At 59.2% G+C, this 22453-nt stretch carries 25 protein-coding genes; 16 read left to right on the top strand and 9 right to left on the bottom strand.

The features are described from left to right. Nucleotides 1–422 precede the first annotated feature (422 nt). From EV561_RS07755 to EV561_RS07740, 4 genes are all read left to right on the top strand, one after another. Nucleotides 423–1574: a PQQ-dependent sugar dehydrogenase gene (locus tag EV561_RS07755; RefSeq protein ID WP_132519488.1), complete on the top strand. Its 1152-nt coding sequence runs from the start codon at nt 423–425 to the stop codon at nt 1572–1574. A gap of 131 nt (nt 1575–1705) precedes the next feature. Further along, on the top strand, nt 1706–2596 hold the full coding sequence (locus EV561_RS07750) for a DMT family transporter (RefSeq protein ID WP_132519485.1): 891 nt from the start codon (nt 1706–1708) through the stop codon (nt 2594–2596). Between the two features lie 501 nt (nt 2597–3097). Beyond that, nucleotides 3098–3313 (top strand): cold-shock protein, encoded by a 216-nt coding sequence (locus EV561_RS07745; protein WP_004116423.1) that lies wholly within the window; start codon nt 3098–3100, stop codon nt 3311–3313. A gap of 145 nt (nt 3314–3458) precedes the next feature. After that, the gene (locus EV561_RS07740) at nt 3459–3887 is read left to right on the top strand and encodes a BA14K family protein (RefSeq protein ID WP_132519482.1); all 429 of its coding nucleotides are present in this window, start codon (nt 3459–3461) and stop codon (nt 3885–3887) included. A gap of 66 nt (nt 3888–3953) precedes the next feature. Here the strand turns inward: EV561_RS07740 and EV561_RS07735 are convergent, their stop codons facing one another. Then, on the bottom strand, nt 3954–4598 hold the full coding sequence (locus EV561_RS07735; protein ID WP_132519479.1) for an MBL fold metallo-hydrolase: 645 nt from the start codon (nt 4596–4598) through the stop codon (nt 3954–3956). Nucleotides 4599–4783: 185 nt separating this feature from the next. On the opposite strand from EV561_RS07735, the gene EV561_RS07730 reads away from it, so the two are divergent. Together EV561_RS07730 and EV561_RS07725 are read left to right on the top strand one after the other, a co-directional pair. Then, entirely contained in the window at nt 4784–5416 is a 633-nt protein-coding gene (locus tag EV561_RS07730) for a DUF1236 domain-containing protein (RefSeq protein ID WP_132519476.1), read from the top strand. A gap of 239 nt (nt 5417–5655) precedes the next feature. Next, the gene (locus EV561_RS07725; RefSeq protein WP_132519473.1) at nt 5656–5931 is read left to right on the top strand and encodes a hypothetical protein; all 276 of its coding nucleotides are present in this window, start codon (nt 5656–5658) and stop codon (nt 5929–5931) included. Nucleotides 5932–5990: 59 nt separating this feature from the next. On the opposite strand, the gene EV561_RS07720 is transcribed toward EV561_RS07725, so the two are convergent. After that, complete coding sequence (locus EV561_RS07720) at nt 5991–6884, bottom strand: branched-chain amino acid aminotransferase (RefSeq protein WP_132519470.1); 894 nt, start codon at nt 6882–6884, stop codon at nt 5991–5993. A gap of 311 nt (nt 6885–7195) precedes the next feature. Between EV561_RS07720 and EV561_RS07715 the strand changes: the two genes are divergently transcribed. From EV561_RS07715 to EV561_RS07705, 3 genes are read left to right on the top strand one after another with little or no spacing between them, the layout of a single operon-like run. Beyond that, complete coding sequence (locus tag EV561_RS07715) at nt 7196–7639, top strand: MarR family transcriptional regulator (RefSeq protein ID WP_245512628.1); 444 nt, start codon at nt 7196–7198, stop codon at nt 7637–7639. After that, nucleotides 7640–8344: a response regulator gene (locus EV561_RS07710; RefSeq protein ID WP_132519464.1), complete on the top strand. Its 705-nt coding sequence runs from the start codon at nt 7640–7642 to the stop codon at nt 8342–8344. A 16-nt stretch (nt 8345–8360) separates the two neighbouring features. After that, on the top strand, nt 8361–9740 hold the full coding sequence (locus tag EV561_RS07705; RefSeq protein WP_132519461.1) for an ATP-binding protein: 1380 nt from the start codon (nt 8361–8363) through the stop codon (nt 9738–9740). Nucleotides 9741–9806: 66 nt separating this feature from the next. Here the strand turns inward: EV561_RS07705 and EV561_RS07700 are convergent, their stop codons facing one another. The 4 genes from EV561_RS07700 to EV561_RS07685 form a co-directional block, all read right to left on the bottom strand. After that, nucleotides 9807–10148 carry a tRNA-binding protein gene (locus EV561_RS07700; protein ID WP_132519458.1) on the bottom strand — a complete coding sequence of 114 codons (342 nt, stop codon included), beginning with the start codon at nt 10146–10148 and terminating at the stop codon, nt 9807–9809. Between the two features lie 15 nt (nt 10149–10163). After that, entirely contained in the window at nt 10164–10994 is an 831-nt protein-coding gene (proC, locus tag EV561_RS07695) for a pyrroline-5-carboxylate reductase (protein WP_132519455.1), read from the bottom strand. 7 nt (nt 10995–11001) lie between these two features. Then, nucleotides 11002–11502, bottom strand: a complete 501-nt coding sequence (locus EV561_RS07690) for a YbjN domain-containing protein (protein WP_132519452.1) — start codon at nt 11500–11502, stop codon at nt 11002–11004. Between the two features lie 390 nt (nt 11503–11892). Further along, on the bottom strand, nt 11893–12153 hold the full coding sequence (locus EV561_RS07685; RefSeq protein ID WP_132519449.1) for an accessory factor UbiK family protein: 261 nt from the start codon (nt 12151–12153) through the stop codon (nt 11893–11895). 205 nt (nt 12154–12358) lie between these two features. Here EV561_RS07685 and lgt point away from each other — a divergent pair, with 205 nt between their 5' ends. From lgt to EV561_RS07655, 6 genes are all read left to right on the top strand, one after another. Further along, nucleotides 12359–13210 (top strand): prolipoprotein diacylglyceryl transferase, encoded by an 852-nt coding sequence (gene lgt / locus EV561_RS07680; protein WP_132519446.1) that lies wholly within the window; start codon nt 12359–12361, stop codon nt 13208–13210. A 22-nt stretch (nt 13211–13232) separates the two neighbouring features. Next, entirely contained in the window at nt 13233–14333 is a 1101-nt protein-coding gene (locus tag EV561_RS07675; protein ID WP_132519443.1) for a class I SAM-dependent methyltransferase, read from the top strand. A gap of 95 nt (nt 14334–14428) precedes the next feature. Beyond that, nucleotides 14429–15226 (top strand): peptidoglycan editing factor PgeF, encoded by a 798-nt coding sequence (gene pgeF / locus EV561_RS07670; protein WP_132519927.1) that lies wholly within the window; start codon nt 14429–14431, stop codon nt 15224–15226. After that, complete coding sequence (locus EV561_RS07665; protein ID WP_132519440.1) at nt 15227–16378, top strand: Xaa-Pro peptidase family protein; 1152 nt, start codon at nt 15227–15229, stop codon at nt 16376–16378. 79 nt (nt 16379–16457) lie between these two features. Continuing rightward, on the top strand, nt 16458–17336 hold the full coding sequence (locus EV561_RS07660; protein ID WP_132519437.1) for a hypothetical protein: 879 nt from the start codon (nt 16458–16460) through the stop codon (nt 17334–17336). 106 nt (nt 17337–17442) lie between these two features. After that, a complete protein-coding gene (locus EV561_RS07655; RefSeq protein ID WP_132519434.1) occupies nt 17443–18375 on the top strand; it encodes a ribose-phosphate pyrophosphokinase in 933 nt (310 codons plus the stop codon). Between the two features lie 35 nt (nt 18376–18410). On the opposite strand, the gene EV561_RS07650 is transcribed toward EV561_RS07655, so the two are convergent. Beyond that, on the bottom strand, nt 18411–19439 hold the full coding sequence (locus EV561_RS07650; protein ID WP_132519431.1) for an aldo/keto reductase: 1029 nt from the start codon (nt 19437–19439) through the stop codon (nt 18411–18413). A gap of 115 nt (nt 19440–19554) precedes the next feature. Here EV561_RS07650 and EV561_RS07645 point away from each other — a divergent pair, with 115 nt between their 5' ends. Beyond that, nucleotides 19555–20466: a LysR family transcriptional regulator gene (locus EV561_RS07645; RefSeq protein WP_132519428.1), complete on the top strand. Its 912-nt coding sequence runs from the start codon at nt 19555–19557 to the stop codon at nt 20464–20466. Here EV561_RS07645 and EV561_RS07640 read toward each other — a convergent pair whose 3' ends face one another. Next, the gene (locus tag EV561_RS07640; protein ID WP_132519425.1) at nt 20467–20853 is read right to left on the bottom strand and encodes a DUF779 domain-containing protein; all 387 of its coding nucleotides are present in this window, start codon (nt 20851–20853) and stop codon (nt 20467–20469) included. 76 nt (nt 20854–20929) lie between these two features. Then, on the bottom strand, nt 20930–22438 hold the full coding sequence (gene adh / locus EV561_RS07635) for an aldehyde dehydrogenase (protein ID WP_132519422.1): 1509 nt from the start codon (nt 22436–22438) through the stop codon (nt 20930–20932). Between the last annotated feature and the right edge of the window lie 15 nt (nt 22439–22453).

The raw sequence follows: 22453 nt of genomic DNA, 5'->3' as shown, positions 1-22453 counted from the left end.
AACAGCAGAAAGCCTGCGGACCAGATTTCTGCGGTTAGCTCTATGTCGAATGTGCGACGACGTTTCAAGGGTAAAGGCGTTATGGAGACATGATTTGTGATGATGAATCCCTTTGCGCGAGGGCTTTCGAGGCTGATTGGATGGCCGCGGATCGTCCGTCGGACTCCACGCCACAAGTCAGACATCTGAATCATTGCATCAAGCATTTGAATCAACACATGAAGAGAGTCTGATTTCTCTCTTTATATCAAATGATTAACGCACACCCGAATTTCGGGGACCCGAAATGAAATGACGCAACCGGGCGTTCGCGCGTCGCAATCCAGGCGACCGGACACAAATGCGTTATCCAGACCACCTGATGTCTTGAAGAGAGGCTCGCCCCTTCCACTTCTTGACGAACCGCATTGCGAGGAAACAGCATGCTTTGCTCTTTGCAGCTCAGGTCGGCAGCGGCAGTCGCCTTCGCACTCTGTCTATCAGGTAACGCGCTCGCCGAGGATAGCGGCACGATCGAGACCCAGAAGGTCGCCATCAAAGTTGAAACGATTGCGCGCGGACTGAACCATCCGTGGGCGGTCGAGGTGCTGCCCGACGGCGCCTACCTCGTTACGGAACGACCGGGCCGCATGCGCATCATCCGGGACGGCAAGATCTCGGCCCCGATCGAGGGGCTGCCCGATATCGCCGCCCGCGGCCAGGGAGGCCTTCTCGACGTCGCGCTCGACCCGAACTTCACTTCAAACCGGACGATCTATTTTACCGCCTCGATCGAAGGCGAAGGCGGAATGGGCACTGCGGCGTTTCGAGCGACCCTCTCAAGGGATGAAACGCGCCTCACCGACCTCAAGCGCATCTTTCTGATGAACCGCCTTTCCAGCGGCACCCTTCAATTCGGCTCGCGCATCGCCATTGCCAGGGACGGCAGCCTCTTCATCAGCCTCGGCGACCGCTATGAGAAGGATCGCGCCCAGGATTTTCGAGACGATGCAGGTTCCGTCATTCACATCAATGCCAACGGCAGCATTCCTGCCGACAACCCCTTCAAGGACGGCAAGAAGGCGCTCCCCGAGATCTGGTCTAAAGGACATCGAAACCCTGAAGGCATTACCTTCGATGCCGCCGACGGCACACTCTATACGGTCGAACACGGCGCAATGGGCGGCGACGAGATCAACAACCCTCAGGCCGGCAGGAATTATGGCTGGCCCGTCATCACCTATGGACGCGATTACTCCGGGGCCAAGATCGGCGTCGGAACCGCCAAGGCTGGCATGGAGCAGCCGCTCTTCTACTGGGACCCGTCGATCGCGCCCGGCGCAATCGCCGTCTATCGCGGCAAAATGTTTCCGGAATGGAATGGCGATTTCATCGTCGCGGCACTGAAATTTAAGCTTCTGTCGCGACTGGAGCGGAACGGCAACGGCAAGATCGAGGAAAAGGAGCGGTTTCTGAAAGGCAGCTACGGCCGACTTCGCGATGTCATCGTTGCACCCGACGGCGCATTGCTTGTCACGACCGACGAAAGCAACGGCGCACTCCTGCGCATTTCAAGAGCGAATTCGACCAACTGAGCACGACAGGCTCTCCGGGGCCTCCTTCGACAAGGCAACGCTGAACCCGCCAGAGGTATCCTCCCCTTGCAGCGAGCAAAAGCAACTGCTAACCCTCCCCGCAAGACGACCTTCCCGACATCAGGGTGACTATGACGCGCGTTCAGGCGAATCTCCTTCTATTGCTTGCTGCTGCCATCTGGGGCGGCGGTTTTGTCGCCCAATCGACGGCCATGAACATGATCGGACCATTCTGGTTCATCGGTCTTCGCTTCGCTGTCGCCACCCTCGTCGTCCTCCCCTTCGTCTGGCTGGAAGCGCGAAAAGCCGCTGCTCCCCTGCAACGGCATGATCTTCGGCTGTTTCTTTTGGTCGGCCTCGCCCTCTTCGGCGGCGCTGCGACCCAGCAGGTCGGCATCCTCACCACGACGGTCACCAATTCCAGCTTCATCACGGGTCTCTATGTCGTCTTCGTGCCGCTGATCGCCGTGATCTTCCTGAAGCGGCCGCCACATCCGATCGTCTGGCCAGCCGCAATATTGGCGCTTGCGGGAATATTCCTGCTCTCCGGAGGAGCCCTCTCCCATCTGACGGGCGGCGATCTCCTGACCGTTGTCTGCGCCGTATTCTGGGCATTGCAGATCACGCTCGCCGGGGTGGCCCTGACCGCGACCGGCCGCCCGCTCGCACTTTCCGCAATACAGTTTGCCGTGACCGCCGTTGCCGGCATCGCCGTCGCCATCTTTCTCGAGCCCATCAGTGTCGATGTTATCTTGAGCGCTATTTGGGAAATACTTTACGTCGGCATCTTTTCGTCAGGACTTGCCTTTGCGCTGCAGCTGATCGGCCAGCGCTACACGACGGCTTCGCAGGCAGCGATCTTCCTATCCTCGGAGGCCCTGTTTGGCGCCTCGCTCGGCGCGCTGCTCCTCGGGGAGACCATTTCGCCGATCGGTTATGTCGGCTGCGGCCTCATGTTCTCGGCAATGCTGATGGTCGAACTGGTTCCCGAGATCATGCGCCGCCGCACTTTGGCGGCTTGAAAATCCGCGCTTGGAGGCCTTTTTGCATCTCGCGGCACCACATTAACGAAAATTTTTCCATTCGTCCGAAACGCCCTGTTCAAGCCAACAATTGTAGAAAATTTCACTAAAACTATATCGCAGACGATACAAAAACCTAATCTTCGAATGCCGGAGTGGGAAAATTTGCGATTCGCCTTATGTCGCACCGCTTTCGCGAGTGTCCTCCGGACAACACGTTAAAAAACTTTTGCTTGCCAATTTTAAATAAACACAGCACTCTTACTGTCGTTCGGGCATTTTATGAGCATGGGAAGTCCTTATAAGAGTTGCGCGCCGGAAACGCTAATATTCCGGTCAGCCGACATTGGAAACGATCTTGAGATACTCGTTTCGGAAGTGACGGCCGAGGTAGAGGGGACCTTTTCCTCAAATTGCGAGAACTGCCTGTAAACGCCCGCAAGGGTTAAGACAGTAATGCTGCTCGTGTGGATGGCGAGCAGGGAGAAAAGGACCTTAGGCATGGCCGAGACTGGCACTGTAAAATTCTTCAACACCGACAAGGGCTTCGGCTTCATCAAGCCTGACAAGGGTGGCGCGGACATCTTTGTTCACATTTCCGCTGTTCAGGCCTCTGGCCTGGCGGGTCTGTCCGAAAATCAGAAGGTAAGCTTCGATACGGAACCGGATCGCCGCGGCAAGGGACCGAAGGCTGTCAATCTGCAGATTGCCGGCTGAGCCCTAAAGGCTGTCATATTCGAGTTGAGGCCCGGCAGAAATGCCGGGTTTTGTCATTCAGCGTGTATTCAGCTTGTCGCCTCTAGATTGGCATAATCGAAGCCTAGGAACGGATGTAGACCGTTTCACTTCTAGGACAGGACCCATGAATACGCTCGGCAAATCCATCCTCATATCGGCCGCCGCCGCCGCTTTGGCAGTTGCATCGATCTCGCCTGCATCGGCCGATGATTGGCACCATCACGGCTATTACAATAATGGCTGGGCTGTCGGCGCTGCGGGTCTTGCGACTGGCCTCATCGTTGGTTCCGCCATCGCGAGCCAGCCGCGCTATGTTGAGCCGGGCTACTATTACGGCGATTATCCGCCGCCTCCCCCGCCCTACTACTACCGCGCCCCTCGCCCGGTCTATGTCGCACCGGCCGAAGCTTATTATCCGGGTCCGGCTTACGGGCTGCGTCCCTGGTCGCCGCAGTGGATGCGCTATTGCTCGGACCGCTACCAGACGTTCGATGGCCGCACCGGCACCTATGTCGGCTATGACGGTGCGCGTCACTTCTGCACGGCCGGCTGATCACCGGATTATCCAACCGTTATTGCTTCAAGCGCCGCTCATCGAGCGGCGCTTTTCGTTTGCGCATCAGATACCGCGAAGGAACGGATTGTTCCGCCGCTCGTCGCCGATCCGGCTGCCCGGACCATGGCCGCAGATAAAGCCGACATCGTCACCCAAGGGCAGAACCTTGTCGCGAATGGAATCCAGCAATTGCTGATGGTTGCCGCCGGGTAGATCGGTTCGCCCGATCGATCCGTTGAACAGCACATCCCCGAGATGCGCGAAATTCTGTTCCCGGTTGAAGTAGATGACATGGCCGGGAGCGTGACCCGGCGTGTGATAGACCTCGAACTCATGCTCGCCGAAAGAAACCTTGTCTCCGTCCTTCAGCCAGCGGTCGGGCAACACGTTCTGCAGGCCCTGCACGCCGTAGGTCGCTGCCTGGGTCTCGATCCGCTGCAACAGCGGCCGGTCGTCCTCGTGCGGCCCGACGATATCGACGCCGAGCGCTTCCTTCAGCTCCTTCGCACCACCGGCATGGTCGAGATGGCCGTGCGTCAGCCAGATCTCCTTGATAACAAGACCATTGTCCTTCAGGCCCTGCAGGATTGCAGGCACATCCCCGCCGGGATCGACGACGACGCCCTCCTTTGTTTCCGGATCGAACAGGACCGTGCAGTTCTGCTGGAAAGGGGTCACCGGAATGATGCCGGCCTGAAGCATGCCCATGAGCGTCTCTCGCGTTGAATGGCTACTTGCGGGATATAGCCCCAAAGCGCCTCCGAAACAGCCCTTTCTTCCGCAATAAATATGTGAACGCTGTGTCTCCTTCCCGCGATGACGGGCAGTGAAAGGGAACCTCAAACCTGCACGAGACGTTGATCCCCTATTGAAGGCGCTAAGGGAGAAATTCTATGAGCCATACACGAAACCTGCTGCTGGCGGGCGTAGTGCTCGCATCGACGGCGGGCCTTGCGCGTGCCGAGATGGCAGCCACGACGATGACGGATATCGATGTCCGTTCAGGCCCCGGCCAGCAATATCCGGCAATCGGCACGGCAACGCGCGGCTCGGACGCAGTTCTTGACGGCTGCATCGAAGGCAGCCGCTGGTGCCGGATCGATGTAAACGGCATGCGCGGCTGGGTCTATGCCCAATACTTGAGTGTTGAACAGGATGGCAGCCCGGTTGTGGTCCAAGAGCATAGTGCCGATCTTGGCGTGCCTGTGGTCACCTACCAGCAGACTGACGAAATGAGTGTCGGCAGCGTTGCGCCTGACGTAGCACAGCCGGGTCCGAACGACGAGTTGATAGGGCCGGTCGATCAGGTCGATGCAATCACCCCGCCGGAAACGGTCACCACCTATGTTGAAAGCAATCCGGTGAGCGCGGTGCAATTGCAGGGAGATGTCGTGGTAGGCGCGACCCTTCCCCAGGGCGTCAGAGTAGGCACCATACCGGACTATCAGTACAGCTATACGCGCATAAACGGCCAGCAGGTTCTGGTCGACCCGGGCACGCACCGCATCGTCTATGTCTACAATTGACGCAACTTGCTGTTTATCCACAAGAATCGGCCGGCGCATCAGCGTCGGCCGATCCCGTTTTGGTGCACCCAACCGGACAGAAGCCGCCCACGCGCACCCAATTTCCCGCAATAATTGCCGATATATATAATTATCCTAAAATATGATACTCTTACGTCTGCCGAGGGAGTATCGCGGCCACGCCTCCAGAGCGAGGCGCGGGACATTGAACGGATACGTTCAGGAAAGGGAGGGCAGGCATGGAATCGCTGGTACCTATCATCACACAACTGGTTGCCGGAGCAGTTGGTGGAAATCTGACAAGCGGCATGTTGAAGCAGCAGGCAGTCAACGTCGCAGCTCGAACCATTGCGGGCGCGATAGGTGGCCTTGGAGGAGGCATCATTCTTCATTTGGTGGGAGGTGAAGCTGCCCTTACCCAGATGGTATCGGACGGAATAGGCGGCCTTATCGGCGGCGGAATTCTGTCTGCTATCGTCGGCGCTGTGATGAGCCGCAGCAGGCCGGTCGTATGAACGACAAGGCCGACGCGGCAGGCTATCTGCCGCGTCGGCCTGTTTAAGAATGCAGAAGATTATTCGGCGGTGATAGCCGAGGCCGGATAGACTTCCTTCATGTAGTCGTTCATCAGCGTTTCCGAAATCGTCGCCGGGGTGAACTTGTAAGGACCGATTTCAGAAACCGGCGTCACTTCCGCAGCCGAGCCCGTCAGGAAGCATTCGCTGAAGCTCGGCAACTCCTCCGGCATGATCGCCCGCTCTACCACTTCGTAGCCGCGGCGCTCTGCAAGATCGATGACAGTCTGGCGCGTGATGCCGTTCAGGAAGCAATCCGGCGTCGGCGTATGGATGACGCCGTCCTTGACGAAGAAGATGTTGGCGCCCGTGGCTTCCGCGACCTGGCCGCGATAGTCGAGCATCATGGCATCGGCATAGCCTTTGGCTTCCGCCGCATGCTTGGAAATCGTGCAGATCATATAAAGACCGGCCGCCTTGGAGGCGCAGGGCGCGGTCTTCGGATCAGGGCGGCGGTATTCCGCGATATCGAGCCGAATGCCCTTCAGCTTCTCAGCCGGATTGAAGTAGCTGCCCCACTGCCAGATGGCGATAGCAACATTGATGCGATTGTTCTGTGCGGAAACACCCATCATTTCGCTGCCGCGCCAGGCGATCGGCCGGACATAGGCCTCGGAAAAGCCCTGGCGCTTCAGGAGTTCGATCGTTGCCGCATCCAGCTCTTCCACGCTATAGGGCACCTTGAAGCCGAGAATATCGGCGGACTTGTGCAGGCGCTGGTTATGCTCCGTCAGCTTGAACACGCGACCGCCATAGGCGCGCTCGCCTTCGAACACGGCGCTCGCATAGTGCAGTCCGTGCGTCAGCACGTGAATCTTGGCGTCCTTCCAGGCGACGAACTCGCCGTTGAACCAGATTTCTCCATCCAATTGGTCAAAAGGAACCGATGCCATATTTCCATCCTCCGGCGCGCGAACGCCATGCTGTTGATTGCTTCCTCCAATGCATTTTATCCACTCATTCAAGTGTAGGAAAGCGGTTGCTGTATTGGAGTTTTGCGGAGCCGGGCTTAGTTTCCTCGGGCGAGGCCATGGGGTCCGGGCTTCACAAGTTGCACAAAAGCTAACAGCGGCGTAAATTTATGTCAACAAAGCTGACATATTTTTGCGGAAATTTCGCCGTCAGACCGCAACAGGAAAGGAAACGCCAGGTGCCGCGACACACGAGCCAGAAAGCAGCGAAACCGGATCTGCTGGCCACATCGATGGAGAATACGGGGATCATCGATTTCGAGATCATCGAGCTTCTCTTCTTCGCCTATCGTGATTTCGTGTCCGATCCTGACGCCATACTGGACAAGAGCGGTTTCGGACGCGCGCATCATCGGGTCGTGCATTTCGTTAACCGCGAACCGGGCATGACCGTTGCGGACCTTCTGGAAACATTGAAGATCACCAAGCAGAGTCTTGCAAGAGTCCTCAAACAATTGATCGATTCAGGCTATATTCAGCAGGTGGCCGGGCCTGAAGACCGCCGGCAACGGAAGCTTTATCCGACCCAGGCGGGCCGCGATCTGGCGCTTGCACTGGCTGAGCCGCAATCGCGCCGTATTGAAAGGGCATTCGAGAATGCCTCGCCCGGTGCACGCGACAGCGTGAAAAAGTTTCTGAGGGGTATGCGGGACAGAAACAAGATCGAGACGGATTGAATGACAACAACGAAGACTGCCATTTCCGACGATGCTGCCCACCTTCTGGTGGTCGATGACGACACGCGCATTCGCGCACTGCTCAACCGTTATCTTATGGAAAAGGGGTTCCGGGTAACGGTCGCAGCCGAAGGGGCGGAAGCACGCCGTAAGCTGGAAGGTCTCGATTTCGACCTGATCATCATGGACGTCATGATGCCCGGCGAATCGGGCATTGTTCTGACGGAAGCGCTGCGCAACATCAAGAATATACCGATCATCATGCTGACGGCGCTGGCGGAATCCGATTCCCGCATCGCCGGGCTTGAGGCCGGGGCAGACGATTATCTTTCCAAGCCTTTCGATCCGCGCGAACTCGTTCTGCGCATCAACAATATCCTGAAACGCAATGCGCCGGCCGACGCCCCGAAGATCGAACAGGTCATGTTCGGGCCCTACACATTCTCGCTGAGCCGCAAGGAATTGAAGAAGTCGTCCGAGCTCATCCGCCTGACGGACCGGGAGCAGGAAATCATGCTGCTCTTTGCCAAGCGTGCCGGCGACACCATTCCCCGCCATGAGCTGATCGGCAACGACGCCGAGGTGGGAGAACGCACCATCGACGTCCAGATCAACCGGCTTCGCCGCAAGATCGAGGATGACCCCGCCAATCCTGTCTGGCTTCAGACTGTACGCGGCATCGGCTATCGTTTGAGTATCGACTAAGGCAGCGGTCCCAACGATGGCAATACTTGACACCTTCAGACGCGAACGTGAACACCCCGCCTCCTCGGGGATGCGCTGGTTTGGGCGCTGGCTGCGCCGGCAGCTGCCGACCGGCCTCTATGCGCGCTCGCTCCTGATCATCATCATCCCGATGGTGCTCCTGCAGGCCGTGGTCGCCGCTGTTTTCATGGAGCGGCACTGGCAGATGGTGACGCAACGCCTCTCCATGGCAACGACCCGCGACATCGCCGGCATCATCGACATCATCCAGACCTATCCGCAGGATGCGGATTATACCGAGATTACCCGCATTGCCCGCGACAAGCTCGGGCTGACGATCTCGATCGAACCGGGTGGCGAACTCCCGCCTACTCGCTCGAAGCCGTTCTTCTCCATTCTCGACGGGATTCTCAGCGACGAGATCAAGGACCAGATCGATCTGCCCTACTGGATCGATACCGTTGGTGATTCCAAGCTCGTGGAAATCCGCATCAAGATGCCGGATAAAGTCCTGCGCGTCTTTGCCCGGCGCAGCCAGACCTATGCCTCGAACACGCAGATCTTTATCTTCTGGATGCTGGGCACCTCGCTCGTGCTGATCGGCATTGCCGTGCTCTTCCTGCGCGGCCAGATCCGGCCGATTCTGGCGTTGACGCGGGCTGCGGAAAGCTTCGGCAAGGGCCAGCGGCTGGAAAACTTCTTTCCGCGCGGCGCCGATGAGATCCGCCGCGCCGGTCTTGCCTTTATCCTGATGCGAGAGCGCATCGAGCGGCAGATGGAACAGCGCACCGCTATGCTGAGCGGTGTCAGTCACGATCTGCGCACGGTTCTGACGCGCTTCAAGCTTCAGCTTGCCCTTGTCGGCGACAATCCGGACCTCCAGGGTCTGAGCGAAGACGTCGAGGACATGCAAAGCATGCTGGAGGGCTATATGGCCTTTGCACGCGGCGAAGCGGAAGAGGATGTCGGCGAGCTGAAATTGACCGAGCTGCTCGAGAAGCTGAAGGCTGATTTCGATCTGCACAAGAAGGTGTTGAACTATTCGATCGAGGGCGACAACGAAATATCCGTCCGCCCCAACGCGTTTACCCGTCTTGTAACGAACCTTGCCTCCAATGCGCGCCGCTACGCCAATACGCTGAACATCGAGGCCAAGCACAGCGCCAAATGGCTGACGCTGATCTTCGATGACGACGGCCCCGGCATCCCGGTGGAATCGCGCGAGGACGTCTTCAAGCCGTTCTTCCGGCTCGACGCCGCGCGTAATCTCGACAATTCGGGAACCGGTCTTGGCCTGGCCATTGCGCGGGACATCGCCCGCAGCCACGGCGGAAACGTCACGCTGGGCGACAGCCCGCGTGGCGGCTTGAGAGCCACCATCCGCCTCCCCGCCTGATAGGAAAATCGCGCGATGCCGATTGTCACCGATCCGGTCTCCCGCGACATTCATTGAAGCTGATGGCTACATCAGCTTCTTGCCGTTTGGCACCGGCCGCTCGGCCGCGGCGAGGACGATGGCTCCGGCCTCGTCCTCGAACCCGAGCGTCAGAACTTCAGACCGAAACGGTCCGATCTGGCGCGGCGGGAAATTGACGACGCCGAGGACCTGTCGGCCGATGAGGCGTTCCGGAGAATAATGGACGGTGATCTGGGCTGAGGATTTCTTGATGCCGATCTCAGGCCCGAAATCGATCTTCAGCTTGATGGCCGGCTTGCGCGCTTCCGGAAAGGCTTCAGCCTCGACGATGGTGCCGACACGAATATCTACCCGCTCGAAGTCGCCAAAGCTGATCTCGTCTGCCAAGGGAAAGCTCCTATATCAGCCGGCAAGCTCCTCAGCACGCTTGCGCGCTGCGGCAATTGCCTCATCAAACAGCGGCTGCATACCACGCTCTGCCATCAGAACGGAAAGTGCAGCTGCAGTTGTACCGCCGGGCGAGGTCACGTTCTGGCGCAGCCGCGAAGCGTCATCGGGGGACTGGTGTAGGAGTTCACCAGCCCCCGCGACAGTTTCCCGTGCGAGGCGCATGGCGAGGTCCGCCTGCAGGCCGAGCTTTCGCCCCGCCTCCGCCATGCATTCGACGAGATAAAACACATAGGCGGGGCCGCTGCCCGACAGGGCGGTGACGGAATCGATATCCGCCTCGCCCGGAACCCATTCGACCGGACCGGAGACCGCCAAAAGGTCCTGCACCAGCTGCCGCTGGCTCTCGCTGACGCTGAAATTGGCAAAAGCGCCGGTGACGCCGCGACCGATCATCGCCGGCGTATTCGGCATGGCGCGAACCATTGCCGCCTCGCCGAGATGCTTTTCGAGGAATGCCAGCGTCTTGCCAGCGGCGACCGAAACGACCACGGTGTTGAGACCGATGGTGCTCTTCAGCGCCGGCAGTACAGCCTCCATGACCTGCGGCTTGACGGCCACGAACAGCACGCTCGCGACCACTCCGCCCGGCGCGCCGGCCACATGCCGGGCGCCCGCCTCGTTGATCAGCTTCAACGTTGCTTCCGAAGGGCTGGGATCGACGACGATGATCGAAGAGCCGGGCACGCCGCTCTTCAGCCATCCCGTCAGCAGGGCGCCGCCCATATTACCCGCACCGACCAGAATGATCGGCTCGGAAACGGAAAGATTCTCGGATGCAGCCATTGCAGTATCAAGCCTCGCCTACGGTTTCGAACAGCACGGCTTCCATTGCGCGGTTGGCTTCCATGCCGGACCATACAACGAACTGAAATGCCTGATAATAGGCCTCGCAGGTATCGAGCGCGTTCGAGAGCAATACTTCCACCTGCCGATTGGTAGGTTCAGCGCCGCCGGAAAGCAGCAGCGACTGCCGGAAGATCACGATGTCCTCCTGCCGCCAGAGGTCGAAGTGCCCCATCAGCACCTGTCCGTTGATGCAGGACAGCAGCTTGATGACCTCATTCGTCCTGATATCGGGAACCTTGATGTCGAAGGCACAAGCAATGTGCAGTGCCTCGAACTCCTCCATCCAGGAGAAGGAAACATGGTAATCTGCCCAACGCCCTTCGACGGTCATGGCGATTTCGTCTTCGCCTGACCGTTCGAACGACCAGTCATTGTTTGCGGCTACGAACTCGATCATATCGACCGGGTTCGACTGGCGTTCTACTTCCACTTCCATAAGGCTCATGCAGCACCTTCTTGACCGGAATCGATGACGCTTCTTCGTGTTCGACACACAAGATGACACGTACACCTTTACTCCGGGACCACACTGGGATGACGTCGAACGGCTGCCAGACTAACTCACTCACCATGCCCGGAGCTTACCAAGTCCGTTTCGAATCATCATTTAAAATCAGTGTATAATGCGAAGCACCCTGCGCCATCCCCTCCCCGGGCAATTAGCCTCAGAGGCTGTGGAAAGCTTCTCCGATTTCGTTTCAGGAGGGAGTCATAAGCGACTCTGCCGATTGGCTTTTTTGGCAGTGTCCACAGGCAGGAAAAAAACTGTATTTTTCAGAGGATAAAATAAGATCGGGCGCAAGTTGCGCCCGTTTGAAAGTGCACCGAGAGTCGATTACTTGCCCTCGGCTGCCAGACGCGCTTCGAGTGCTTCGATCCGGGCAAGCAGCGCCTCGTTTTCATCGCGCGCCTTGATCGCCATCTCGCGCACGGCTTCGAACTCCTCGCGCTTGACGATATCCATGCTGTTCAGCCAGCGTTCGGCCTGGGCGTTGAAGACTGTCTCGACCTCGCGGCGGACGCCCTGCGCGGCCCCTGCAGCATCCGTCATCAGCTTGGCGAATTCGTCCATGATGCGGTTGGTTCCAGTGGTCATGATACTCTCCCTTGCGCCGTCGGTTCGGGGTCGGTTTGGCTTTGATGCGCTCCGACAGTTACATAGTGTTGAGTTAGGATTTCAGAAGTGCGGATGCAAGCGGTTTAAGAAACTGCGGGCGATGAGTCGCGGATATGCCATACAATCGACTTGACCGTTTTGCATTGCAGCGCCATGTTCCGCCGACATCAACGGATCCAATATCTTGCTATCAGCCGCTAACCTCCTCGCCATAATACCTTTTCCGCAAATCGATCCTATCGCCTTTTCGATAGGGCCGCTTGCCGTCCACTGGTATGGTCTCGCCTATGTCGCCGGCATCCTCGTCGGCTGGATGTACGCCAAAAGGCTGGTTTCCAACGGCAGGCTCTGGCCGAAGGACACGGCGCCGATGACGGCTGCCCATCTTGATGACTTCATCGTCTGGGTGGCGCTCGGCATCGTGCTCGGCGGCCGGATCGGCTATGTACTGTTCTACGATCTGGACGCCGTGATCCAGAACCCGATCCGCGCCATCCAGATCTGGAACGGCGGCATGTCCTTCCATGGCGGACTGATCGGCACGACGATCGCCATGATCCTGTTTGCCCGTCGCAATTCCATTCCGGCCTGGAGCCTGTTCGACATCATCGCCGCCGTTGTGCCGATCGGTCTTTTCTTCGGGCGCATCGCCAATTTCATCAACGGCGAACTCTGGGGCCGCATCACCGACGTTCCCTGGGCCATGGTCTTCCCGACAGGCGGACCTTTCGCGCGTCATCCAAGCCAGCTTTATGAAGCCGGTTTGGAGGGCATCACACTATTTTTGCTTCTGTTTGTGGCAACACGTTTCCTCCGATCGCTTAAGACGCCCGGCCTGACCAGCGGCATCTTTGTCATCGGTTACGCATTGTCCCGTATTTTTGTCGAATTCTTCCGCGAACCTGATGCCCAACTCGGCTATCTTGCCGGCACCGATTGGCTGACGATGGGCATGATATTGTCCTCGCCGATGATTCTCCTCGGCATCTGGGCAATCGCACGCGCTCGTCGCGCCGCCGACAGACAGCACGCCTGAAATTGTTCGTGGGGGCAATTGTATGACGACTGCGTTGGGGGAAAAGATCAAGGCCATTATCCGCGCCAATGGCCCGATCAGCGTGACAGACTACTTCTCTTTGTGCCTGGCCGATCCGGAATATGGCTATTACCGCACGCGCGAGCCCTTTGGCCGCGCCGGTGATTTTGTCACGGCGCCGGAAGTCAGCCAACTTTTCGGCGAGATGATCGGCGTCTTCATGGTCCATGCCTGGCAGAGGCATGGCAGCCCGGCGGATGTGCGCCTGCTCGAAATCGGCCCCGGCCGCGGCACGATGATGTCGGACATGCTGCGCGTGATCCAGCGCCTCGCCCCAGCACTTTACGATGACATGACCGTTCATCTCATCGAGACCAGCGAGCGGTTGAGCGAGCTCCAGCAGGAAAAGCTCGCGCCGCACGGCACCAAAGTGAACTGGCACAGCGATTTCGACGCCGTGCCGCGGGGCTTTACGCTGCTCGCCGCAAACGAACTTTTCGATGCGATCCCGATCCGCCAGTTCGTCCGAACCGCGACCGGTTTTCGCGAGCGGATGATCGGGCTGGACATCGAGGAGGAACTGACCTTTGCGGCCGGCGTCGCCGGCATCGACCCCGCTTTCCTGCCGGAAACCTCGCAGAAGCTGCCGCTCGGCACCGTGTTCGAGATCGCGCCCGCCAGGCAGGCGGTCATGTCCGCCATCTGCGATCGGGTGATCGATCAGGGTGGAACGGCGCTCATTATCGACTATGGCCATATGGTCACCGGCTTTGGCGATACGTTGCAGGCCGTGCGCATGCATGAATACGATCCACCGCTGGAACATCCGGGCGAAGCCGACCTGACGAGCCATGTCGATTTCCAGCATCTGGCCGAAACCGCCCAGACATCAGGAGTCCATATCAACGGTTGCGTCCATCAGGGTGATTTCCTGGTCGGTCTCGGCCTGCTGGAGCGTGGTGCTGCCCTCGGCCGCGACCAGAGCCGCACCGTGCAGGAGGCAATCCAGGTTGCGGTGGATCGCCTTGCAGGCGCCGGCGAAGGCCGGATGGGCGAGCTTTTCAAGGTGCTCGCCGTATCGGGGACCAATATCGATCTCATGCCTTTCCGCCCGGTGGATTGACAGAGCGCGCATCGCTGGGCCAACATCCGGCCCGATCGATGCGCGTCATGGACGCGGCCACAGGAACCCCTGTTACCACAGACCTCGTGCAAATAATGAAGGACGAAGCCTTGCCGACTCCGATCGAAAGCAGGCTGCTGAACGAAACCTCCGGCAGCAGCATTCGCCATGGCTATTTCACCCGCGACGGCGGTGTCTCCGAGGGCATTTATCGTGGATTGAACGTCGGCCTCGGCTCGAATGACGATCGCGAAAAGGTCGATGAGAATCGCCGGCGTGTCGCCGGCTGGTTCGGCTTGCCGGTCGAGAGGCTGGCGACTGTCCATCAGATCCATTCGCCCGATGTCATTACCATCAACGGCGATTACGACGGCACGCGGCCCCAGGCCGATGCGATGGTCACGGCGACGCCGGGCATTGCGCTTGGCGTACTCGCAGCCGATTGCGGCCCGATCCTCTTTGCCGATGCCGAGAACCGCGTGATCGGTGCTGCCCATGCCGGCTGGAAAGGCGCCCTGACCGGCGTTCTAGAAAACACGATATCAGCCATGACCGCGCTTGGCGCCAGGCGCGAGACGATCACCGCCTGCCTCGGCCCCTCCATCAGCCAGGCAAATTACGAGGTCGGCCCGGAATTCGTGGAACGCTTTGTCACCTATGACCCGAGCTACGAGCGATATTTCATACCCTCGGAGCGACCGGGGCACGCCATGTTCGACCTTCAGGCCTTGACGGTCGACCGCCTGCGCGCCGCCGGCGTCAAGGCCGAAAGCCTCAACCTCTGCACCTATCCCGATAAAGAGCGTTTCTTTTCCTATCGCCGGACGACCCATGCCAAGGAGCCCGACTACGGGCGGCAGGTTTCCGCCATCGCAATTGAGGATACTTTCTAAATGGCACTGCATTTCGAACGGAGCGAATTTTCCGACCGCCTGGCCCGTCTTACGGCGAAGATGCAGGAAGAGAAACTGGATGCCATGCTGCTCTTCGCGCAGGAGAGCATGTTCTGGCTGACCGGCTATGACACGTTCGGCTATTGCTTCTTTCAGACACTGGTCGTCAAGGCAGACGGCACTATGGCGCTGCTGACGCGCTCTGCTGATCTTCGTCAGGCGCGCCAGACATCCATCATCGACGACATCCATATCTGGGTCGACCGCGTCAACGCGGACCCGACGCTGGATCTGAAGAACCTGCTCGTTGAAATGGACTTGCTTGGCGCCCGCATCGGGGTCGAATACGACACCCACGGCATGACCGGTCGTGTCGCCCGCCTTCTCGACAGCCAGCTTGCAGCCTTCGGGCAGATCGTTGACGCTTCCTATCTCGTCAGCGGTCTCCGGTTGCTCAAGAGCCCGACGGAAATCGCCTATATTGAGCGCGCAGCAGTGCTTGCAGACGATGCGCTCGATGCAGCCCTTGCGCTGATCAAACCCGGTGCCGACGAAGCCGACATACTCGCCGCCATGCAGGGTGCGGTATTTTCCGGCGGCGGTGATTATCCCGCCAATGAATATATCATCGGCTCCGGTGTCGATGCCCTCCTCTGCCGCTACAAGGCGGGGCGTCGTAAGCTGGATGCCAATGACCAGATCACGCTGGAATGGGCGGGCGCCTATGTCCATTACCATGCGGCTATGATGCGCACCGTGGTAGTCGGAGAGCCGTCACACCGCCATCGCGAACTCTACAGCGCCTGCCTGGAAAACATCCAGGCGATCGAAACCGTCCTGAAGCCGGGCCATGTCTTCGGCGATGTCTTCGACATGCATGCCAAGATCATGGACGAACGCGGCCTTGCCCGCCATCGGCTGAATGCCTGCGGCTATTCGCTCGGCGCCCGCTTCTCCCCTTCCTGGATGGAGCATCAAATGTTCCACGCCGGCAATCCGCAGGAAATCGAGCCGGGCATGTCGCTATTCGTGCACATGATCATCATGGATTCCGACACCGGCACCGCCATGACGCTCGGCCAGACCTATTTGACGACATCCGATGCGCCCAGCGCACTTTCTCGCCATTCGCTCGACTTTCTTAACCGGTGATACCATAGACTGCCTCGCACGATAGCAATTGCCGGTTTCCGGCAATTCGGCACGGCGCGAGGAAAGGCGGGTCTGGGCGATGGGAGTGGTTAGAACAGCAACGGCAAGCGTCTTGCTCTGTTTCCTGCTTGCCGCCTGCAACACGACAGACGCGCTGACGCCACAGGTCGATGTCGGTGACGGCTCGTCCTCCTTCAATTCCTCTCCCGTCACCCAGCGCGACACGATGCGCATGGCGGCAGCCCCCGTGCAGCCGGTCTACGGCTCGGAGACGCAGGACAGCTACCATTCCAGCTACGACCAGCAGGGGTACCAGGGTTCTTCCTCCTCGACTCTCGACAGCCAGGCCGATGCGCTGAGAAACGGCGGCAATAATCCGGTTGCATCGAGACCCCTGGAAGACGGCCGGCCTCAATATTCTGCCCGCAGCGACCAGCAGGCATATCCCAGTAACGAGCAGGAAGAAGCCGACCGGCGGCTGAACGACCAGGCGCCCGTTCAGGGTCAGGCTCAAGATCAGGCACAGGATCAGCCGCAGCAGGAAGAGCAGCCGCAGCAGCAGGCGTCGCTGCCACCCAGCTCTTCCTCCGATGACGGCAGCATCCGCTTTTTGCCGATCATCGGCGCCCCCGTTCAGGCCGTCACGCCCCTATCGCGCCAGCTCGGCGCCGAGGCCCGCTCCCATGGTCTGACGATCAAGAGTTCGACGGACAACAGCAGCAGTTACATCCTGAAGGGCTATCTCTCCGCCTTCCAGGACGGCCCGGCCATAACCGTCACCTATGTCTGGGACGTGCTCGACAATAGCGGCGCGCGGCTCCATCGCATCCAGGGCAACGAGAGCGTACCCTTGAAGGGGGGCGATCCCTGGACCGCAGTTCCCCCATCCGTGATGCAGCAGATTGCCTCGAAAACCATCGCGGAATTTAACTCCTGGCGCACCACACGCGGTGGATAGTCCCGCCTCTTTACAGAAATGTTAAAGAACGAAGGCGTTAACCCCTTGCATTCGAGTGCAAGCTGGGTAAAAGCGCGGCTATTAAATCGGAAATAGGCGGACCAAGATGAAGGTTTTCGCAGGGAATTCGAACCGGCAGCTTGCCGAGGCGATCTGCAATTATCTCAATGTTCCCTTGGGCAGGGCCACCGTCCGGCGCTTTGCTGATCAGGAAATTTTCGTAGAAATTCAGGAAAATGTCCGCGGTGAGGACGTCTTCGTCGTTCAGCCGACGTCGTTTCCGGCCAATGACCATCTGATGGAATTGCTGATCATGATCGACGCGATGCGGCGGTCCTCTGCCCGGCGCATCACCGCTGTCATCCCCTATTTCGGCTATGCCCGCCAGGATCGTCGCGCATCCGGCCGTACGCCGATCTCCGCCAAGCTGGTCGCCAACCTGATCACCGAGGCTGGCGCTGACCGCGTCCTGACACTCGACCTGCATGCGGGCCAGATCCAGGGCTTCTTCGACATCCCGACCGACAACCTTTTCGCGCTGCCGGTGCTCACCCGCGACATCAAGGCCAATTACGACCAGAAGAACGTCACGGTCGTTTCGCCTGACGTCGGCGGTGTCGTGCGCGCCCGCGCCCTCGCCAAGCGCCTCGACTGCCTGCTGGCGATCGTCGACAAGCGCCGCGACCGGCCGGGCGAATCGGAAGTGATGAACATCATTGGCGATGTCGAGGGCAAGGACTGTCTGCTGATCGACGACATCGTCGATTCCGGCGGCACCCTCGTCAACGCGGCCGAGGCCCTGCTTGCCAAGGGCGCATCGAGCGTCACGGCCTATATCACGCACGGCGTTCTCTCGGGCGGCGCAGTCACGCGCGTCACCTCCTCCAAGCTGCGCGAACTTGTCATCACCGACTCGATCCAGCCGACGACGGCCGTGCTTTCGGCCCACAATATCCGTGTCGTCAGCGCCGCCAATCTGATCGGCGAAGCGATCAACCGCACGAGCCAGGAAGAATCCGTATCGAGCCTGTTCGACTGATAAGACCGGCCTATCGCCGGTCTTTTTGTCTCGACCTATTTTTCCAACGCTGTTTTCATCGGTTCATCGGCCAGATTGTCGATAAACCAGTTGGGATAGACCGGCGAAAGAGGCGTCGCTGCATCGAGTGCGGCAACATTCGCATCGCTGAGGACAAGATCGACGGCGCCCAGATTATCTGCAAGCTGATGCGGCTTTGATGCGCCCAGCAACACGCTGGTGACGGCTTCCTTCGCCAGAAGCCAGGCGATCGCCACCTGCGCGACGCTTGCCCGATGCGCATCCGCAATCGCCTTCATGGCCTCCACAAGCTGGAACCCGTGCTCCTTGTCGAAAGGCAGGATATCGAAGCCGGAATAGCGATTGTCAGGATCGGCCAGGTTTTCGCGCGTGTACTTCCCCGAAAGGAACCCTGATGCCAGCGGGCTCCAGACCGTCAGGCCAAGCCCGTATCGCCGCATCATCGGAATGACATCGCGTTCCACGTCACGGCCGAGCAGCGAATAGTGCATCTGCCCATGCGTGAAGCGCGCCAGCCCACTGGCTTTCTGGATCTCCATGGCAGCCGCAACCTTCCAGGCGGACCAATTGGAGAAGCCGATATACCGAACCTTGCCGGAGCGAACGACAGCATCAAGGGCCGACAATGTCTCTTCGAGCGGCGTATAGGGATCCTCCTTATGGACGATGTAGACATCGATCCATTCCGTGCCCAGCCGCTTCAGGCTCTCCTCGACCGACCAGATTATGTGACGCCGGGAGAGACCGGCCTGGGTAAGAGCCGCCCCAGTGCGGAATCCAACCTTGGTGGCGATGACAACATCGTTGCGCCGCCCTTTTAGAGCCGCGCCCAATATCCTCTCCGATTGCCCGGACGCATAGGCATCGGAAGTGTCGAAGAAATTGACGCCAGCCTCCAGCGCCTTGCCGATCAGCTGATCGGCCACACCAGCCTCGGTCTTGTAGATGCTGCCGATCGACCGATCGCCAGCGGTAAACGTCATGGCGCCGAAGGCAAGCCGTGAAACGGCAAGGCCGGTTTCCCCAAGGGTCCTGTACTGCATATCGTCCTCCATCTCTGGTATCAGCCGGTATGGCTCGGGAAGAAAATGCACCATTTTATTATGTTGAGAAATCGGTGATAGCTATAAGAGCTATGAAGCAGGAGTTCATAATGACATGCTGGCCGATCCATTCGATGGCCTGACGGAGTTTCTCAGCGTTGCGGAGCATCGCAGCTTTACCGCCGCAGCCGCAGCCCTCGGGGTCACGCCAACGGCGGTCAGCCAGTCGATCCGCGCTATCGAGCGACGCTTCGGCGTTCCACTTTTTGTCCGCACGACCAGACGCGTCGCACTGACCGAAGCAGGAGAGGCACTTGTAAAGCGGCTTCGCCCCGCAGCGGAAGAGATTGGCGACGCGATCGACATGCTGGCCAATTTTCGCGATCGGCCTGTCGGCAATCTGCGGCTCAGCGTCCCGCGCATGGCCCTGCCGCTGATCGTGATGCCGCTGCTGCCCCGGTTTCGTGAGGCCTATCCAGACATATCGGTTGAGATATCCGTCGAAGACGCCGCGGTCGACATCACCCAACGCGGCTTTGACGCAGGCATCCGCATCGGCGAAGCGATCGAAAAGGACATGATCGCTATTCGCCTGACGCCTGAAATCAAATGGTGCGTCGTCGGCGCTACAGGCTATTTCGCCAGGGCCGGCCGCCCCGAGACACCGGAAGATCTGACCCATCACGAGGCGATCCGCTATCGATATCCCGCGTCCGGCGCGATCTACCGCTGGGAGTTCGAGCACGACGGCCGCGAGTTCTCGGTGGATGTGCCGGGCGCGATCACCGTAAATGACTTCGATCTGCTGATGCAGATGGCGCAGTCCGGCGCCGGGCTCTCGTATCTTGCAGATCTTTCGGTGCGCGATGCAATCGCCGAAGGACGTCTCGAAAGCGTCCTCGACGATTATCTGCCAACATCGCCGGGTCTGTTCCTCTATTTTCCCGCCCGATCCCAGACGCAACCAAAGCTGCGCGCCTTCATCGACATGGCGGCAAACTTCGCCCGCAGCCGAGCGGAAAGCTGATCAGACGCGAGCGACCGAAGGTACCGCACAGGCCTCGCCGCCGCCGAAAAGGCGCGAGCGGGTAAGGAAGCGTTTCTCCCGGCCGTTGTCGAGCGAGAACATCCCGCCCCTGCCAGGCACGACATCGATGATGAGTTGTGTATGCTTCCACACTTCGAACTGGCTGCCGCTGATATAGACCGGCACTCCGCCAATCTCGCCGAGCTTCACATCATGATCGCCGATCATGAACTCGTTCGCCGGATAGCACATGGGGGAAGACCCGTCGCAGCAGCCACCGGACTGATGGAACAGGATATCCGGATAGTCCTTCTGTATCTCCCGGATGAGATCGAGCGCGGCATCGGTGGCAAGAACCCGCGGTTCGCCATTCACAACTGAGTCCATGACGGCCTCCTAAGGCAAATATGCCCACTCCCCGCTGAGGGAGTGGGCGAGTTGAGTATTATAATCCTGTAGGTTCTCAGAAGAAACCGAGCGCCTTCGGGCTGTAGCTCACCAGCATGTTCTTGGTCTGCTGGTAGTGATCGAGCATCATCTTGTGGTTCTCGCGGCCGACGCCGGATTGCTTGTAGCCACCGAAGGCCGCATGGGCCGGATAGGCGTGATAGCAATTCGTCCAGACACGACCGGCCTGGATGCCACGGCCGAAGCGATAGCAACGGTTGGCATCACGGCTCCAGACACCGGCCCCGAGGCCGTAAAGCGTATCGTTGGCGATCTCCAGCGCCTCTTTCTCGTCCTTGAAGGTGGTGACGGAGACGACAGGACCGAAGATTTCTTCCTGGAACACACGCATCTTGTTGTGTCCCTTGAAGATCGTCGGCTTGACGTAGTAGCCGCTCGCGAGCTCGCCGCCGAGATCGTTGCGCGAACCGCCGGTCAGTACCTGCGCGCCTTCCTGCTTGCCGATGTCGAGGTAAGACAAGATCTTTTCCAGCTGCTCGCTGGATGCCTGGGCGCCGATCATCGTTGCCGGATCGAGCGGGTTGCCCTGCTTGATCGCTTCCACGCGCTTCACGGCCTTCTCCATGAACCGGTCATAGATGGATTCCTGGATAAGAGCGCGGCTGGGGCATGTGCAGACTTCGCCCTGGTTGAGGGCAAACATGGCAAAGCCTTCGAGCGATTTGTCGAGGAAATCGTCATCCGCTGCCATCACGTCGTCGAAGAAGATATTCGGTGACTTTCCGCCCAACTCCAGGGTGACGGGGATCAGGTTCTGGCTGGCATATTGCATGATCATCCGGCCTGTCGTCGTTTCGCCGGTAAAGGCGATTTTGGCGATACGCGGGCTGGAGGCCAGCGGCTTGCCGGCCTCGAGGCCGAAGCCGTTGACGATGTTCAAGACGCCCGGCGGCAGCAGGTCACCGACGAGTTCCGCCCAGAGCAAGATCGAGGCCGGCGTCTGTTCGGCCGGCTTGATAACGACGCAGTTGCCGGCGGCAAGTGCCGGCGCCAGCTTCCATGTGGCCATCAGGATCGGAAAGTTCCACGGAATGATCTGCCCGACCACGCCGAGTGGCTCATGGAAATGATAGGCGATCGTGTCGTGATCGATCTCGCCGATTGAGCCCTCCTGCGCGCGGATGCAGGCGGCAAAATAGCGGAAGTGATCGATCGCCAGCGGAATATCGGCGGCCATCGTTTCGCGGATCGGCTTGCCATTGTCCCAGGTCTCGGCCTGAGCAAGCAGTTCCAGCTTGTCCTCCATCCGCTGGGCGATCTTCATCAGGATATTGCAGCGCTCGGTCGTCGAGGTCTGGCCCCACTTTTCCTTTGCGGCGTGGGCAGCGTCGAGGGCTGCGTTGATGTCTTTCTCATCGGAACGGGGAATGTCGCAAAGCTTGCCGCCTGTGACGGGCGTCACGTTTTCGAAATATTTGCCCGAGATCGGCTCGCGCCATTCACCGCCAATATAGTTGCCATATTTCAGCTTGAACGGCGACTCGACGACTTTCTGATGCAGCATGTCATCCTCCCATGA

This window comes from Rhizobium sp. BK376 (assembly GCF_004341625.1).
GTDB lineage: Bacteria > Pseudomonadota > Alphaproteobacteria > Rhizobiales > Rhizobiaceae > Rhizobium.
This window is presented reverse-complemented; position numbering and strand designations above follow the sequence as displayed.